Annotated in this window: 10 protein-coding genes and 1 pseudogene; 6 read left to right on the top strand and 5 right to left on the bottom strand. The window is 44.0% G+C overall.

Annotated features, from left to right (window positions below):
* Window positions 1-237: 237 nt before the first annotated feature.
* Window positions 238-3441, bottom strand: a complete 3204-nt coding sequence (locus tag FJ444_RS07385; protein ID WP_140957395.1) for an alpha-L-rhamnosidase — start codon at window positions 3439-3441, stop codon at window positions 238-240.
* Between the two features lie 101 nt (window positions 3442-3542).
* A complete protein-coding gene (locus FJ444_RS07380) occupies window positions 3543-6755 on the bottom strand; it encodes an alpha-L-rhamnosidase (RefSeq protein ID WP_140957393.1) in 3213 nt (1070 codons plus the stop codon).
* Between the two features lie 820 nt (window positions 6756-7575).
* Here FJ444_RS07380 and FJ444_RS07375 point away from each other — a divergent pair.
* The 5 genes and pseudogenes from FJ444_RS07375 (at window position 7576) to FJ444_RS07355 (ending at window position 14155) form a co-directional block, all read left to right on the top strand.
* The gene (locus FJ444_RS07375) at window positions 7576-10074 is read left to right on the top strand and encodes a TonB-dependent receptor domain-containing protein (RefSeq protein WP_140957391.1); all 2499 of its coding nucleotides are present in this window, start codon (window positions 7576-7578) and stop codon (window positions 10072-10074) included.
* A gap of 153 nt (window positions 10075-10227) precedes the next feature.
* A pseudogene (locus FJ444_RS07370) lies at window positions 10228-10398 on the top strand (IS5/IS1182 family transposase); the annotation flags it as partial.
* A 359-nt stretch (window positions 10399-10757) separates the two neighbouring features.
* Entirely contained in the window at window positions 10758-11207 is a 450-nt protein-coding gene (gene cynS / locus FJ444_RS07365) for a cyanase (RefSeq protein ID WP_140957387.1), read from the top strand.
* Window positions 11208-11359: 152 nt separating this feature from the next.
* Window positions 11360-12904, top strand: coding sequence for an EAL domain-containing protein (locus FJ444_RS07360; protein ID WP_140957385.1), 1545 nt, complete (start codon window positions 11360-11362; stop codon window positions 12902-12904).
* Window positions 12905-12952: 48 nt separating this feature from the next.
* Window positions 12953-14155: an MFS transporter gene (locus FJ444_RS07355; RefSeq protein ID WP_140957383.1), complete on the top strand. Its 1203-nt coding sequence runs from the start codon at window positions 12953-12955 to the stop codon at window positions 14153-14155.
* Here the strand turns inward: FJ444_RS07355 and FJ444_RS07350 are convergent.
* A complete protein-coding gene (locus FJ444_RS07350) occupies window positions 14144-14515 on the bottom strand; it encodes a diacylglycerol kinase (RefSeq protein ID WP_140957381.1) in 372 nt (123 codons plus the stop codon). The two genes, FJ444_RS07355 and FJ444_RS07350, sit on opposite strands and share 12 nt — an antisense overlap.
* Before the next feature lie 141 nt (window positions 14516-14656).
* On the opposite strand from FJ444_RS07350, the gene FJ444_RS07345 reads away from it, so the two are divergent.
* A complete protein-coding gene (locus tag FJ444_RS07345) occupies window positions 14657-15748 on the top strand; it encodes a mechanosensitive ion channel family protein (RefSeq protein ID WP_140957379.1) in 1092 nt (363 codons plus the stop codon).
* Here the strand turns inward: FJ444_RS07345 and FJ444_RS07340 are convergent.
* Window positions 15741-16373: a tetratricopeptide repeat protein gene (locus tag FJ444_RS07340; RefSeq protein WP_140957377.1), complete on the bottom strand. Its 633-nt coding sequence runs from the start codon at window positions 16371-16373 to the stop codon at window positions 15741-15743. The two genes, FJ444_RS07345 and FJ444_RS07340, sit on opposite strands and share 8 nt — an antisense overlap.
* A complete protein-coding gene (locus tag FJ444_RS07335; RefSeq protein WP_140957375.1) occupies window positions 16370-17179 on the bottom strand; it encodes an SDR family oxidoreductase in 810 nt (269 codons plus the stop codon). The genes FJ444_RS07340 and FJ444_RS07335 overlap by 4 nt, the downstream gene beginning before the upstream one ends.
* Between the last annotated feature and the right edge of the window lie 10 nt (window positions 17180-17189).

Raw genomic sequence — 17189 nt, 5'->3', positions numbered from 1 at the left:
TTCCAACAGATTCAATTGCGTTACATAAAAAATAGTTCTCTACAGATGAATATACATCTGTAGAGATTTAATAGTCAATAATTCTTTAACTTTAATTGTTAATTTCATTAACACAACACAGATCTGTACTCGTTATAGTTATGAATTGCTGCTTAGCCAAGACGGTGATGGAGTAGTCAGTCCAAAATATATTGAAATACCTGGATACACCTAGTGTATCCAGGTGGGTCGAGAGATTTAATTGAGGATGAATTTATACTGACCTGGGTTAGCCGATAACGTCAGGTTTCCTGGTTCATTGCTCATCATTTCAATTGTGTTTTCACCAAGCACTGTTCGTACCGATTTGACCACTGGTGGCAGTATTACATCTGCTTTAGTGTTATTTGGAACAGTCAGTGACAATTCTCCGGTCAAATCTGCATCAAACGTCCACGCCACGTTAATTGCGCCCTTCACACATTTATGTTCAGACTCACAATACCCGAGTCTTTCTGAGAGAATTGGCGCGACCTTAAATGTAGCAAACCCGGGAGAGGTGCCTTCAATACCGGCAATGCGCCGATACAAGAACCCAGTTACTGCACCCAGCGCATAGTGATTGTAGGAGTTCATCGCTACGTCGCCCACATCGCCATTCCAGCGCTCCCAGATTGTAGTTGCGCCCTTCTTGACCATATACCCCCAAGATGGGTAAGCATCACGCAGTAACAAATCACAAATCAATTCATATTCGTCGACACGGGTAAGCGCATCCAATGCAAAGGGAGTCCCCAAAAAACCGGTCGTTAACATGGTGCCAGCATCACGAATAGCCTGTGCTAATTTCTTACCGGCTTTCTGTACCATATCCGCATCGAGTAAACCAAACTCAATGGCCAGAATATAACTGCAATGACTACCATTACCTACGCTACCGTCTGCTTGTACGAAGGCTTTGTTAAAATTAGCCTTGCAGAGTGGTAGCCTATTCCGCCAGGATTCAGCCTTAGCGGTCTCACCCACCGCGGCTGCCATATCAGCAAACTGTTGCATAGAACGGTATAAAAAAGCGGTACCAATCAGATCTTTCGGTGTTGGTTCATCACGTCCGCTTTTATAACCAATAGACAAATGATCTCCAAAGTCGAAACCTCTGCCGTTTTTCCAAACCAGATCTTCATTAAGACTCACCACGTAGTTAAGGTAGCGTTCCATTGCCGAGAGATTGTCTCGTATTACTGCGGTGTCACCATAATGCTGCCAGGCGACATAAGGCAAATTAACAATGCCATCAGCCCAGCCTGGAGTCGGAAACGGCAGCGGATCAGGAACTGGCTTGGGTGCCCATAAAGGTGGTGTGCCGTTTTCTTGTTGGGCATCTCTGATGTCGGTCATAAATTTACGAGTAAACCCACCAATATCCATGTTATACGCAGCTGTATCCCAAAAAACATTTGCGTCTCCAGTCCAACCCAGACGTTCATCCCGCTGAGGACAATCAGTCGGTACAGCGACGAAATTGGAACGCTGACTCCACTGGGTATTTTCCCAAAAGCGATTAATCAACGCACTTCCACACTTAAACTTACCTGAAATAGGCAGGTTATTGTGAATAACCTGTCCGGTAAGTTCGCTTTTAGCCGGTGCCTTATCTAATCCGCTAATCTGAACATATCTGAAGCCATGATAGGTAAAGTAAGGTTCATAATTAGCGACAGCGCCCTTACCAATATAGATATCCCGACTCAATGCAGCACGCAAATTAGACTGGTCTACAGAGCCATCGTCATTTAGTACTTCGGCAAAACGCAGCGTTACCTTTTGCCCCATACCAACATACATCCCAAGGTGAACCCAGCCAGAGAAATTCTGTCCGTAGTCAACAACATAATCACCATTATCAAGGGGGGTAACAGATTGCGGGGACAAGGTTAAAGTACGCTCGATAGGTTGACTGTCCCTGGCAACAATAGAAATAGGCGGCTTATCGGCGAGTTGTGCATTTTCCCAACCGCTATCGCTAAATCCAGGCGCATTCCAGCCTGGTAATTCCAGCCTGGCATCATAGACTTCACCGTCGTATATTTCTGAAGATAAAACAGGTGACGTGTGTACTTTCCATTTGTCATCGGTACAAATACGTTCTTTTGTACCGTCATTGTACTCAATGTCTAACTGTGCCAGCAGGCGCAAAGGTGCCGGGCCGTAACTAAAACGGGTACCACGCGCGACATAACTGGCATACCAACCATCGCCCACAATTGTTGCCAGCACATTTTCTCCCGGCTTTAACAATGCTGTTACGTCATTAGCGTTATACATTGCACGCTTTGCAAAGTCGGAACTTTCGGGTTGCAGTACTGCTGAGCTGGTATTGTCACCATTCAGGGTTAACGTATAACCGCCCAATGCAGTTGAATAAAGTCGGGCTTTCTTAACCCTTTTTTTCAAGGTAAAGGTTCGACGCAGATAATTTGCCGGAGCCGGAGCCCAAGGCTCGACAGGGGCAGGCTCAACGGTATCTAGTTTGGCCCAGCCTCCTAGCTCTGTTGCGTACTGCCACCCATCTTTGACTCTCAAAATGTTGCCGGTTAGCTTTTCCGTAATCTTCAACATCGAGGCGAAATTTACGTAGGGCGGACGAAAAACACTGGTTTGTGCGGTGATTTTTACTGCCAGTGTGAAGTCACCTTTTGGCAAATCAAACTGGAGTTTAAAGGGCTTTCTCATACCAAATGCATTGTCGGGATGAGGAGGCAGTTCCACAGCTTCGCCGTTCATTTCCATCGCTTTAATTTCACCAACGATGGCGTAATTAAGCTCTACAGAGGATTGTTCCGCTGTTGAAAAACGTAATCGGGTCCATATTTGCTTCGGGGGTTTAGGTGGGTACTCGAAACGCTTGCCTAAAGGAAGCGGAAAAGTGTACCACGTCATACCAAATTCACGGTCTTCTCGTTGCGCCTGGTTTTCTGCAGCGATCCATTGCGCCTTCCAGTCGTCACTTGAAAATAATCCTGTCTCCCATTGGCTTACGTTACTTTCAGAAAAACCTTCATCGCCATTGTGCCATACCTGCACTTTCCAATAATAAGTGGTTTGCTGCTCCAGCGCTGGCCCGGCATAGACAACACCGGCACTCTGCGCAGACGGGACTTTCCCGGAATCCCAAACATCGTATTCATTTTCCAGAAGTATGCTTTTGGCACTCGCGACAAGTATCCGGTAGCTGCGTTGCGTAAAAGTTGCTGATTGTTGATTAAAAGCCCACGCAAAAGCAGGATTTTGATTGTGAATATGCAAAGGAGAGCCAAGTTGATTAACCAGCAACGACTCCGATTTAGCCTGTTTACTTACCTGTGACTGCGCACCAGAATGCAGTGAACAGCCCATGGGTAAAGCAGTAACAATAACTGCACTGGCAGATATTTTTAGAAAATCTCGGCGATTCTCATTCATTACAAATGTCCTCGTATATAATCAGCCAGCTACCTGAACTCGAAATTCAACGGCCTGGCTGACGTAAAACAATTCACGACTTGTCGGTTTTACTCGCCAAATCAAGCGTTGAAATTCAATGTGTAGCGACCAGGCAGAACCTTTGCTTCCCAGGTACCGTTCTGAACAGTCAAAGCAAGGACATTCTCTAATTCTGCAATATCAGACGACCCGTTTAGCGTGACTGGCACGAAGGTATCAGGAAACTCGAGTAGTCCATGGCAATTGGCCGGGATTGTGACTTCGCACTCTATACGGTCGGCAGTAACGTAACGCCAGCTCACATGGATGTCGCCTTTAATACTGGCGTATGTCGCTGAACAATGGCCAATCTTGTCAGAGAACAGAGGCGCGATTTTTATCTCCTCACAACCGGGTTTGGATACTTCAATACCAGCGACTTTGCGGTACAGAAATCCGCTTACCGCACCCAATGCGTAATGATTGTAAGAATTCATTGAGACATTGCCGACGTCACCGTTCCAACGTTCCCACACACTCGTTGCGCCTTTCTTAATCATGTATCCCCATGACGGATATTCGTTGCGCAACAACAGCTCGTAAATCAGGTCTGTTTGACCAACTTTCGCAAGGGCGTCCAATGCAAACGGAGTACCTAAAAAGCCGGTAGTGAGCATCGTACCGCGGTCACGAATAGCCTTCACAAAAGCTTTTCCAACCTGGTCTATTTTATTGTCCGGGGTTAAATCAAATGCTAATGCAAGGATATAGCCGGTATGACTGTTGTTACCCACCATACCGTTGCTTTGGATAAAGTGGTGGTCAAATTGTTTGCGTGTATGTGATGCGAGATCAAACCAGTATTTGCTGCTGGCTTTATCTCCGCTTGCTTCACACATTTGTGAAAATCGATACATTGAAAGATACAGATAAGCTGTGCCAACGAGATCTTTAGGTGTCGTTTCATCCTCAGGGTTCTTCGCGTCCACCGACAACCAGTCTCCATAGTCTTCTCCACGATCATTTCGCCACACACCATCGGGATTTGTCGCAAGCACGCCATTAAGATAATTGGTCAACTCCGCTTTGTAGCGGGCAAACAGGCTTAAATCACCATAGTGCTGCCACACTACGTAAGGCAACGTAATAATGGCGTCAGACCAGCCCGGCGTGGCACTATCAGCCTTGTGCGGATCAGAATTGGGCGCCCACAATTTTGGTACGCCATTTTGATTCTGCGTATCAACAATGTCGGTCACAAATTTGCGCGTAAAACCATTCACCTGCATATTGTAAGCAGCGGTATCCCAGAATACATTGGCATCACCGGTCCATCCCAATCGCTCGTCACGTTGAGGACAGTCAGTGGGAACCGACAGAAAGTTAGAACGCTGACTCCACAGTGTGTTTTCCCATATTTTATTAATTTGGGCATTTCCACTTGTAAACTCCCCCGTTTCTGCCAGGCCATTGTGTACCACCACACCCATGACTTCGTTTTGATTAGGCTTGGCTTTTAAGCCACTGATTTGGGCATAGCGAAAACCGTGATAAGTAAAATAAGGTTCGTAGTTAACTGGCTTCCCATTGCCAATGTAGACATCGCGTGCCTTTGCCGTTCTTAAGTTACTCTGGTCCACCTCACCATTTGCAGACAAGATTTCTGCGAATCGCATAGTAACCTTTTGATCTTTTGAAACCGGGGTTTGTAACCGTAGCCAGCCAGAAAAGTTTTGCCCGTAATCAATCAGGTAGTCTCCATTGGATAACTTATTGATTGAAATTGGTGCTATCACTTTATTTCGGGTGACAGGCTCTGCCTCATGGGCGTTGAGTTCAATTGCAGGCGCGTCAGCAAAATGGCTCTCATTCCAACCAACAGGGTTATAGCCTGGCTTGCTCCATCCGTCCTGTTCCAGCCTAGCATCATAAATTTCACCGTTGTAGAGTTCAGATTCAACAACCGGAGAAGCTGTGCTTTTCCAATTTTCATCGCTGGTCACAATCGCTTTTGTGCCGTCGTCATAAATAACTTCTAACTGTACGATGAAGCGCAAAGGTGCCGGGCCAAAATTAAACCGGCTTTGTGGCATCAGAAAACTGCCGTACCAACCATCGCCAACCATGCTCCCCAGTGCGTTGTCGCCAGTAAGCAGTAGATCTGTTACATCTTCTGCAACATAGAGTGCGCGCTTGCTAAAATCAGTACTGCCTGGCTGGAGCACTGCATCCCCTACTCTGTGTCCATTAATAAAAAGTGCCATTGCACCTAACGCAGAGGCGTACAGACGGGCCTGTTTCACTGGCTTGGTCAATGTAAAACTGCGACGATGCATCTGCGGGTGTTGTGGCGGCCAGGGTGTTTTAGTGTTTTTGGAATCTTTTTCAACTTCAACCCAGTTTCCAGCCGTGTCTATTTTCTGCCAGTCCGGGTGTTGACGTGAATAGGTACCATCTTCATGCGCTAACCGAACCATAGTGGCAAAATTGACGTAAGGCTTTTTCGACGTCATGGTAAATACGCGGGCTTCCAGCAATACCTCACCTTCGGGGACCTCCCAGGTCACTTCAAAGGGTTCTCTCGTACCGTAGCGTATATTCATTATGTCCATTAGGTTGAACGGATGCCCATTCAATTTAAGTTCGGTGATCACCCCTTCAATAGCAAAAAACAACGTTAATTTGGCCGCTTTAGAAACGGGAATCTTTGCTTTTACTGGGACCAATGATGAAGGCGCGGGAGGAAAACGTACGCTGCTGCCAAGAGACAAATAATTCCATTGAAATCCAAATTCCCGGTCCAATTTCATCACCGGACTTTCTGAAGCGATCCAATGGCCTTTCCAATCTGACGATGACCTAAGTCCGGTTTCGCTAGAAGCAATATCACTGATCCCAGACAATACCCCATTACTTCCCCACACCATCACCTGCCAATAAAATGTAGTGTTGGATGGTAAGTTTTTGCCCTGATAAGTCACGCCGCAAGAAGTCATTGAGTCAATTTTGCCGCTATCCCAGAGATCGTACTCGCACATTTCCAGCTTTTTAGGCGTAGTAGCAACAACCACACGATACGCAGACTGCATAAAAGCCGACGGAGCTTTTGTTTGAACGGTTTGCCATGAGAAAACAGGCACATGTTGGTTGAGGCTCAATACCCGGCTTTTTTGGTTTAACGCAGCCTCTACGCCACCGTAACCACCCTTTGTTTTGCATTCATTGAATAAAGAACCTGCATAAGAAAGTGGCATTGCCGTTACCAGTACAGAACTACTGGTTAACTTTAAAAAATTGCGTCGATTTAACGGCATACATCCTCACTATTCAGCCAATATTCAATCAAATTTTTCAAATCATTCTAGACAGGCCAAATAAATCTGTAAAGATGTTAATTTGAGTAACATTGGAATTTGTGACTAGTATAAACAGAACAGAAAAACACTAGATTATTGAAAAATATATATAAAATTACATTTCCAATATATGTATTCATTCTTGTACTACGGTCAATCAGCAAAGAAATTGTTAAGAATTTTGCACTATCACATTTGGTTTAAATATGAATACAGTCATATAAAGAGTTACGGTCAGCGATAACACATGATAGGAAAAATGATTGAATTACAATAGATTCACGTTCAGCTTGGTTGTCTGATGCGTGGCAGCAATGAACTCACATAAATCCCCCGACATTATGTGATGTGACGAGACTTCATTACTACGAATAGAACTATAAAGCTGAATCTTAAATTACCCCGTATATTAGTAACTTTAAAAATGTTTAATTCATGTAAATAAATTCAAATCTTTCTGTCTCACAGACCGACCAGCTTCAATAAAAATCATATTAAAACATAAACTTAGAACAAACAAAGCCGTTACCTCCCGCTTATAGTCTTAAAGTTACACATCTCATAATTATTAACATAATGTAAAAATGTGGTTGCAAATCGTCAATCTCGATTATAATATATCGCTAAAGATGCATCGTTGGAGATTTTAAATGCATCCACGTTATTGCATGATGAGTAGTTGTTGATTCATAGCTATTCAAATGTAACTTACTCTTACTTGAGTATGCGTAATGTTTAAATAACCAGTATTGGTTGGGGTCTGAACATAGGAACTCATATGGAACACACACTAAAATACAATAGAATTACAACGTCTTTGAAGCACGGATTAAAGTCGTGCCGCCTCAAATATCTCATTGGTGCATCACTACTTGCCGTTTTGCCCACAACGCAAGCACAGAGTACGAATGAAGAAAGTGTTGAGAACATTCAGGAAGTAATTGAAGTAAAAGCACGCCGTGTCGGTGAAAGCATTCAGGACGTGCCACAAACTGTACGTGCTGTAAACTCCGAATTGATGGAGAAATTAAACCTTCTGGACTTTGAAGACATCGAATATGTTGTACCCGGACTGTCGTTGAACAGTGAATCAAATGGATTTAGTTCATCGGCATCAATGCGCGGTGTGTCATATGTTGCAGAAACCAGTGCAACACCTACAATCGATTTCTATTTCAACGATGCGCCTATTGAATCAAGTACAGCTTTCCAATCCATGTTCGACATCGGCCAGATAGAAGTCTTGAGTGGACCGCAAGGTACATTGCGTGGACGTTCAGCTCCTTCAGGAGCGATAACCGTTGCAGCACGTCGTCCGGATCTCTATGGACAAGAAGGTTACTTCAATATTTCGGCATCAAATTTGTCTTCTTCAAATATACAAGGAGCGTTTAACCTGCCTATTATCGAAAACATGTTAGCGGTGCGTTTTTCAGGTTTGTATAACCAAAACGATATTGATGGTGTAAAGAGTCTTTACAATGATAAAGATCCAAAAGCAGAAACTAACGCATATCGCGCAAGTTTGTTGTTTACGCCGATGGACAACCTCGAAATCAATTTGGTATATCAAAATCTAAAAACGGATCGCAGATCATTTATTCAGGTTTTTGGTGATGGTGCAGATGGTGCGAACGGCCCGGTCATTACGCCTAATCAAAGAGTGGGTATTACCGACGGTGCGCGAGATGTAGAGCAAGACAATGATTTATTGGTTGCGCAAATTGACTGGACAGTTATGAACCATGTAGTTAGCTATATTGGTTCGCATTCTAAAACTCAAACCAGTTCATTGACTCCCAGAGACCAGGCTCATTGGGTACCAGGTGCTGAGTTATACCGTTTGCTTGACTCAGATACGGAAGTAAACAGTCATGAGTTGCGAATTTCTTCTGCGACTAAAGTGTTTGACCTGTTCGATTATACTGTGGGAGTTTTTTACAATAAAAACGAATATTCAACGTATCTAGATGATAAAGCCAGTGCGCTTTCAGGTACATTTGGATCACCACTTGAGGGCTTGGATTTATCCTCATTTAACGAAGATTTCATTATCCCTCTATACTTAACTTCAGACTCATCTGCCAAAGAATTCTCAATATTTGCAAATGTTACTTTTGATATTACAGATAATACTGAACTTGCATTGGGTTTACGCCAGATTCAGTCTGATGTTGTACGTGATAACCAATTAGATATCGGCTCCGCAAAAATTGCATTAGCGACTCTGCCAGAAGCTTATTGCGGACCGGCAGGTGGGACATGGGAAGGCACTTACACAGGAGTGTGTGACCTCACAATTTCTCCGAGTAAATTGCAGGACATCGTAGATAAGAGAGACGACGACAATCTTATATACAATGTATCACTGTCTCATCGCTTCAATCGCGATCTGATGGTTTACGGAACGGTTGGCACATCATGGCGTGCAGGTCCAACTATAGTAGGTCTGACCACTGAATTGGACGAAACGTTAGAAAATTTTGTGTTTTTAGATCCTGAAAAATCCACATCATATGAAATTGGCGCAAAGTCGTCGCTTTGGGACAACCGAGCGCGTCTTAACGTAGCACTGTTCCGTCAGGACTTTGAAGGCTTCTTTTATTATGGTGAGTCGTCCTATTATCTGATTGCAGGGAACTGTATTTCTGGCGACAACATTGGCGCTTTTGATTTCACGTCAAATGCTGATGCTACAGTAGATGGAGTCGACGTTGATCTGGACCTGAGCCTGACCGACGACTGGAAAATGAAAATTGGATACAGCTACTCGACCAGCTCAATTCAAGATTCCGAAGTACCATGTAATGACTCAAACTTTGATGGTATTGCTGACGACGGCACGCCTACGGCAGCTGATTTCCGTAGCTACGGAAAATATGTAGCATTGTGTAAATCCGATGCATCTGTTTCACTATTACCTAATTGGAAACTCAGTCTCTTATCGGAATATTTCTTCCAGTTGCGTAACGATATGGAAGCTTATGTTCGGGCCGTATATCTGTACACCGGAGAAAATAATAACTCAAGCTACACCGCTGATGCCTATGGATTGCTGAACTTATATACTGGTATAGTTGGAGGCGAAGGTTTGTGGGAAGTGGGACTGTATGCGAAAAATGTCCTTAACGAAGAGCAGGCGTTACAAGGAGACACTTCTGCACCTGTAAACTCGCTGAGTGGCATGGACACTTTATTAGGTTCTTCAGGTTACTTTCGCGTGACACAATACACCCCAAGAAGAGAAGTCGGAATCAGCATTCGTTACAGCTTTTAAGATACAACATTAATTGATACGCCACCTCACCAGAGGCTGCAGATTGACGACAAAGGCCAGGACGTAAGTCCGGGCCTTTGATCTATTAGGCATAGTGAAATAGGAGTGTTCACCAAGCTAAAAGACAAATCCCTTCAGCAAGTTGAGCTCGAAATGGTTTACATCAACGAGCTGGTTCCCGAAGACCATCTGGTTCGCCTTATCGATATGGCTATCGATTTTGAGTTCATCCGTGATGAAGTCGATCACCTTTATTGTAAGATCAATGGCAGACCAGCCGCAGACCCCGTTCGCTTCTTTAAAATCCTGTTTCTCGGTTACTTGGGATCTTCATTTGGGTAATAGTTGGAATGAGTGCAACCATTACACCAGTTTGTTCCCTGTCCTGACTACACTGCTCTTATTTGGTGCGCAATGTACTCTTTGCTGCGCAACTATAGTTCATTCCTGCTCTATCTTCCGTTAATCATTTAGCCCAGAGTTTTGTTTTAAAAGTACTTTAATCAATTGGCATTATATCTGCTCTACATAAACTGAAACGTACCAAGCAGTAAACAAGTCACAATTTTTAACGGATAAAGGCGTCCTGTCTGGCTAATCATTTAGTCAGCAAGGACGCCTTTTGCATTTTTAAACCTTATTAACAGGCTTTAACTGTACAAATACTCACAGAGGAAAGAGCAATGATTACAGATCGCACGCAAGTTACCGCAATGATTCAGTCTGCCAAGGTAAAAAAAGGCATTAAGTGGGCTCACGTTGCCGACATAATTGGTCAGTCTAAGGAATGGAGCACCGCAGCTTGTTTAGGCCAAATGGCGATGAGTAAAGAACAAGCAGAAAAAGTAGGTGATCTATTTGAACTGAGTGATGAAGCTGTCGCCTGGTTACAAATCGTACCCTACAAGGGTTCATTACCTACAGCGGTTCCTACTGATCCCCTTATTTATCGCTGGTATGAATTAGTGAATGTGTATGGCACCACATTAAAAGAACTGATCCATGAGGAATTTGGCGACGGCATTATGAGCGCGATTGATTTTTCCATGGACCTGCAGCGTGAACCCGATCCCAAGGGTGACCGTGTAAGCGTAGTGATGTCAGGTAAGTTCTTACCCTATAAAATGTATTGAGTTTAAAAAGGGTACTTGTGCATAGTACGCGTACCCTACTCTGCATAAATTGCCAGCCATCAGACCGTTAGAGCAACACGTCGCACGTTGCAGCATTAAACAAATATAATGTTATACTAAAGTTGTGCTTGTTTTATGGATATTGGCACCGTATGCCATCTACAAATAATTATCACTTCTTGTCGTTCGCATTTAAGCTGGTCATCAGTGCATCTGTTAGCATCGGTGTGTATTTAGCGGCAACCAAATATCTGGAGAAGGATTTTGAAACCGTTATCCATGCTGAAATTCAGGATTCCTTCGCCGAAATATCCAATATAACCAACGAACTGTATGTTGTTTTTAATGAGCTTAAATCCTTAAACGCTACTGAATGTAACGATGAGTTGTTACTGGCAATGCGCCGGCAATTATTCAATGCAAACTACACAAAGGATTTAGGCTTTTTACAGGGCGAATATATGCTCTGTTCTACCGGCATTGGCGTGTTCGGTTCTCCTGTGTATGTTGATGTAGCAGATTATATCGGGCCAAAGGGATTAGAAATTTGGGTAGACAGAGGAATCGAGTTATTTGATCAGCAGGTAAAAGCCATGATCATCCGAAGTGGTGATTTTAATGCGGTCATTACTCAACAGCAGTTCGATTCACTTATTCATATTCCTGTGCAATGGCGCATTGTATATCATTATGAACAACAGCATGTTCATGTTGCAGGCCACAAAGCACTCCCCGTTCCCGACTCTCAGCAGCACAAAATTGATGAAAACTATTTTTATCAGACTGATTGCAGCGATACAGTACCCTATTGTATCGGTACTCTCACTCCCCGGAGTTACTTTGAGCAGTACAATCACAAACTGTTAACCCTTTGGTATGTTATCTCTATTTTAATTGGCGTATTTTCACTTGGTGCAATGTTGGTAACCAGTAATCTCCGTCGGGCTCCTAAATCGAGAATCATGCGAGGATTAAAGGCTTCGCAGTTTTATTGCGACTACCAACCTATTGTTGAATTATCTTCAGGTCGCATTATTGGTTGCGAAGTATTGGCAAGATTTAAAGACAATTCCGGGCCAATATTTCCGGATGCGTTTATTCCTATTATTCAGGATACAAACAAAACCTGGGAATTCTCGGTTCAAATAATGAATCGGGTTTATAAAGACTTTTCAAAGGTTGATCTCAACCTTAAACCGTTCAAGGTTAACATTAACTTTTTTGCACGGGATATCGATAACGGTCGGGTTTTAGCGGTTCAACACCACAGTCTGGCCAGTCTCCCCGGGATCAAGGTTGTGGTAGAAGTCACTGAAAGTGAACAACTTGCGAGTTTGTCCAGCAAAAACACCTTACAATTACTCAGTCAGAATGGATTTCAAATCGCAATTGACGACTTTGGAACGGGGTATTCTAACCTTGGGCAATTGCGCCAATTTACTTGTCATACACTCAAGATCGATCGCAGTTTTGTGAGTGAAATGGAAGATGGCTCCATACGTTCATCCTTAATACCCCACGTGGTAGACATTGCTAAAAACATCAATGTTAATATTGTTGCGGAAGGTATCGAAAATGACAAACAGCGTGTTGCGCTGATGCAAGCAGGCATTCAATTCGGACAGGGGTATTATTTCGGCAAACCCATGCCATTACTTCAGTTGATCACTCAACTAAAGTCAGACAAGTCGTTGTGATTTATGATAAAGTAACGCCTCTTTTCATCTGGTACATTTCTCTAACCAATGACAGATTCACGGTTATTCTCTTCACAGTTTTCCTGGTTTTTATTGGGTCGGGGTGTATTCAGCACCATCGAATCAATTATGGGTGTGGCCTTTGCCTGGCATTTGTATCAATTAACCAAAGATCCCTTTGACCTGGCATTAGTGGGATTATTCCAAATAGTCCCGGTGTATTTGCTGTTTCCTATAACAGGATGGGTAGTAGACCATCTGTCCCGAAGCAAAATTCTGGTGTTGGGTGCAACCGCACAACTTACCGTACTCATCGGGTTTGCGTTGCTCATGCAAACACCTGATTTCAATAAATGGTGGCTGCTGTCGCTCATCAGTATTTACGGATGTGCAAAAGCGTTTATGTCTCCCACATTACAAGCTACTTTGCCTAACCTGGTAAAACCACACCAACTTAACCAGGCCGTAGCCATAACCAGTACAGTTTGGAATATAGCGCTGACCATAGGCCCTTTTGTTGCGGGATTACTCATTGCCCTGCTCGACCGGAATATTTATTGGCTTTTAGTATTTGCCGCGTGCGGAACATTAACAAGCTTTTTGCAGCTCCCCGCGATGGGGCCTGCCAATGCCGCCGGGGGAAAACGTGATCTCTTAGGCGGTTTGCGTTTTCTAAAACAGAATCAAGTGGTACTTGGCAGCTTAGCCCTCGACCTCTTTATTGTGTTGTTAGGCAGTGTAGTTGCTTTATTGCCGGTATACGCGGCAGATATTCTGCACGTTGGGCCGGAAGGATTGGGATTGCTTCGCGCGATGCCAGCGGCAGGTGCTGTGTTAATGGGTATATACCTTTCGCGGTTCAAAACCGAATTTGCACAAACGGGTACCACTTTATTTAACGCTTTGTTTATTTTTGCCGGTTCTATTTTGGTATTTGGGCTGTCTACCAATATCTGGATTTCGGCCGTTGCACTGTTTGTTTACGGTGCATCAGATATGATCAGTGTGGTAATTCGCGGAGCGGTTGTTCAGTTAAATACTCCCGATGCCTTGCGTGGACGGGTAAGCGCGGCTAACTCTATCTTTATTGCGTCTTCCAACCAGCTGGGCGATTTCAGAGCGGGCAGCGCTGCTGCTGCATTGGGTCCGGTAAATGCCACACTGGCCGGTGGCATTTGTGCATTTGCGGTGGTTATTGCAGGAAGCTATTGGTTTAAAGACTTGCGTCAGTTAAAAACCTTAGAAAAATAATCCGTACAAAATACCACCCCAACAGAGCAGCGCCAGCATAATGGCCATAAATACAGCGGCAGAGCCAATATCCTTGGCTTTGCCGCTTAACTCATGTATTTCAGGTCCGATACGATCAACCACGGCTTCTATTGCGCTGTTTAACAACTCAACAATAATGATCAGCAATATGCTGCCTATCATTAAAATACGTTCCATCATGGATACATCCAGCCACAGGCTGACTGCAATGCCTACTATCAGCAGAAAGCTCTCCTGACGGACTGCGGGCTCACTCAGAAAAGCGGCTTTTAACCCTTTTAATGAATACCAGGTTGCATAGTACAAGCGCTTGTAACCCGTGACCTTTGTAACAAACATAACATGATCCCAAAACTGTGTGACCGGCATAGTACCAAACTAATGCGACGAGAATATGAATCTCTGGTGTGTCGATTGCAAGTTTAACTGTAACTGAGTGTGTAGATACCTTTACCAATCACTTTGAAATAAAGGTAACCAATGGATTTTGCTAACATTTTAACAACCCAGCAAACAATTACCGCAGCGGCCTGTATTATCGTTCTGTTGTGCCTTTATCTGGCAAAACGCCTCTTTTTGGTGCGTTTGCGCGCCCAAATTCATCAGCAAGACAGTCAGGTAACGCACTTTTATCAGGTACTTGCACTAGCACTCAATGCACCGTTAAATCTCATCATCTTCACCATTTTATTGTGGCTAAGCCGATATGGTTTTGACATTACCGGCGTATGGGCCTATCCAGACAGTGAAATAGTGGCAGATGTAATTCGCGCACTTATTATCATTACTTTTATTTTATTTATAGAGCGTTGGGTAACTTACGCCATCAAAGTATACGCAGCGCGTTCATCATTGCTTACCAATACACGCAGTATTGCCAGTGGCGCCATTCGTGCCTGTTTAATTGGGCTAGCCATCTTATTGGTATTGGGATCCATGGGTATTTCGGTTACGCCATTAATTGCCTCTTTGGGGATCACGTCTTTGGCGGTGGCCCTTGCCCTGCAACCCACACTTGAAAACTTCTTTTCAGGGGTACAAATACTCATCGACAAGCCATTCCGCATTGGCGATTTTATCGAGCTGGAAAGCGGTGAACAGGGTTTCGTAGACAAAATTGGCTGGCGGTCGACCTGGATAAAAATGCTCCCAAATAACATTGTGATTGTGCCCAATGGTAAAGTGTCGCAATCTAAAATCATTAATTATTACTACCCGGTAAAAGAACTTTCTGTTCCGGTAGAAGTAAGTGTACATTACCGCTCAGATTTGGAGTTCGTAGAGTGCGTTACACTTGAAGTTGCCAATCAGGTTTTGCAAGAACACGAATGGGGCGTAGAAACCTACGAACCCTTTGTGTTATTCCATACGTTCGATAATTCCAGTATTAACTTTACGGTGATGCTGCGAACCAAAGAGTACTTCAACCGATTTTTCGTTAAATCCATGTTTATTAAGAAGCTGCACAAGCGCTATAACGAGGAAGGGATTGTTATTCCCTTCCCCATTACCGCCATTAACCTTCAACAAGAACAGGAAGATACCGTTGTTAATACAGACAGAACTAATTAAGTTTTGCTTCTACCCGCTGTTTTAACGTAGCTATTTCCAGTTGACGGCCTTTATCTGCCAGCGGGCGGTCTGCCCTCGGTGCTGCGGTTTGCGCTACCTGCAAATGTTCGAGTGCTTTTGCGTATTGCTTATTATCGTAAAAATATTCCGCTGCAAAATAGTTGCTGTCGATACCATCCGGACTCTGTTTTAATCCGGCAAGTATGAGCTCTTTCGCTTTTTTGTCATCACCAAATCCTAACGGCCATCCCGGCACCTTGTGATAAAGCACGCCCAAACTTACCATTGCGGATCCATTCAACGCATTTTCGTCTAACCGGAGTGCCTGCTCGAAGTTTTTCTTGGCTTTTTTAGCCAAAGACAGTGCCCCTAACCCACCTTTCGCTCCAGCAAAACTCGACTGAACAATGCCAAGCCATATGTGAGCTTCAGCAGAATCAGGTTGAGACTTCACCCAGGCTTCTGCTTTTTCAAGTAAGGTATTAAAGGCTTTTTCCTGGTCGTCACCCGTTAAATCGTAATTCACGTGTGCCCAATCTTGCTGAACATCTAACAACGTATCAGCGTGCGCAGATACAGCTAAAACTGACACAGACAGAAGTAATGCAGACAGTAAACGTTTCATATTTTCGCCTCCGAAACAGCAAAATTTGCGTATCGTTTGATTATGGGTAATTGCTTTACTAATGCAGAATCCACAATAGACGGAAAGACTGCATTTATTTTAACAAACAGTCGTTCTGGCCAACCCAGCGTTTTGCGGGGTTGCTGTTTGTTGATTTGTTGAATTAATTCCTGAGCAACGTAAACGGGGCTGTCAACTTTGGTACCCAGTGCTTTATTCAGCGCAGAGACCTCACCAGCATTAATCGTGGTGTCTGTTGCTCGGGGCGCAAAGTAATGCACATTTACACCAGTGCCATGTAATTCCCGGTACAAACTCTCTGAGAAACCTTTAATACCGAACTTACTGGCGCAATATAATGCTTGCGAGGGGTAACCAATGCTGCCAAACACAGAGCCAACATTCACGAGGTAACTGTGACTTTGCAGTTTTAACAAAGGCAGTAGTCTTAATGTTAGCGAGATGGTTGCGGTTAAATTGGTACCAATAACCTTGTTTATTTGATGATTACTCGTTTGCTCAAATAATCCAAAGCCACTCACCCCTGCGTTATTGATAAGCATGGTGAGTCCGCCATGTTGATTTACCGCATTAAACACGTTGTCTACACCGACCTCTGTTGCGAGATCGGCAATAACATAACTATGACGCTGGTTATTGAGTTCATTCAATAACGCCCGCAATGTCACTTCATTGCGTCCGTGCAGTATCAGCGTTGCGCCCAGCTGTGAAAGCTGGCGCGCGATTTCTTTACCAATTCCACCGGTTGCGCCCGTGATGAGACATACCTGATCCTGCCAGTTCATTATCATGTTC

The organism is Aestuariibacter sp. GS-14 (assembly GCF_006494365.1).
GTDB lineage: Bacteria > Pseudomonadota > Gammaproteobacteria > Enterobacterales > Alteromonadaceae > Alteromonas > Alteromonas mangrovi.
The sequence above is the reverse complement of the archived record's forward strand: the minus strand, read 5'-3'. Positions and strand labels throughout refer to the sequence as shown.

What these genes read in the sequence shown, in the direction of transcription:
- FJ444_RS07385 (WP_140957395.1), bottom strand. Translation starts at nt 3,441, where the DNA reads ATGAATGAGAATCGCCGAGATTTTCTAAAAATATCTGCCAGTGCAGTT.
- FJ444_RS07380 (WP_140957393.1), bottom strand. Translation starts at nt 6,755, where the DNA reads ATGCCGTTAAATCGACGCAATTTTTTAAAGTTAACCAGTAGTTCTGTA.
- FJ444_RS07375 (WP_140957391.1), top strand. Translation starts at nt 7,576, where the DNA reads ATGGAACACACACTAAAATACAATAGAATTACAACGTCTTTGAAGCAC.
- cynS (WP_140957387.1), top strand. Translation starts at nt 10,758, where the DNA reads ATGATTACAGATCGCACGCAAGTTACCGCAATGATTCAGTCTGCCAAG.
- FJ444_RS07360 (WP_140957385.1), top strand. Translation starts at nt 11,360, where the DNA reads ATGCCATCTACAAATAATTATCACTTCTTGTCGTTCGCATTTAAGCTG.
- FJ444_RS07355 (WP_140957383.1), top strand. Translation starts at nt 12,953, where the DNA reads ATGACAGATTCACGGTTATTCTCTTCACAGTTTTCCTGGTTTTTATTG.
- FJ444_RS07350 (WP_140957381.1), bottom strand. Translation starts at nt 14,515, where the DNA reads ATGTTTGTTACAAAGGTCACGGGTTACAAGCGCTTGTACTATGCAACC.
- FJ444_RS07345 (WP_140957379.1), top strand. Translation starts at nt 14,657, where the DNA reads ATGGATTTTGCTAACATTTTAACAACCCAGCAAACAATTACCGCAGCG.
- FJ444_RS07340 (WP_140957377.1), bottom strand. Translation starts at nt 16,373, where the DNA reads ATGAAACGTTTACTGTCTGCATTACTTCTGTCTGTGTCAGTTTTAGCT.
- FJ444_RS07335 (WP_140957375.1), bottom strand. Translation starts at nt 17,179, where the DNA reads ATGAACTGGCAGGATCAGGTATGTCTCATCACGGGCGCAACCGGTGGA.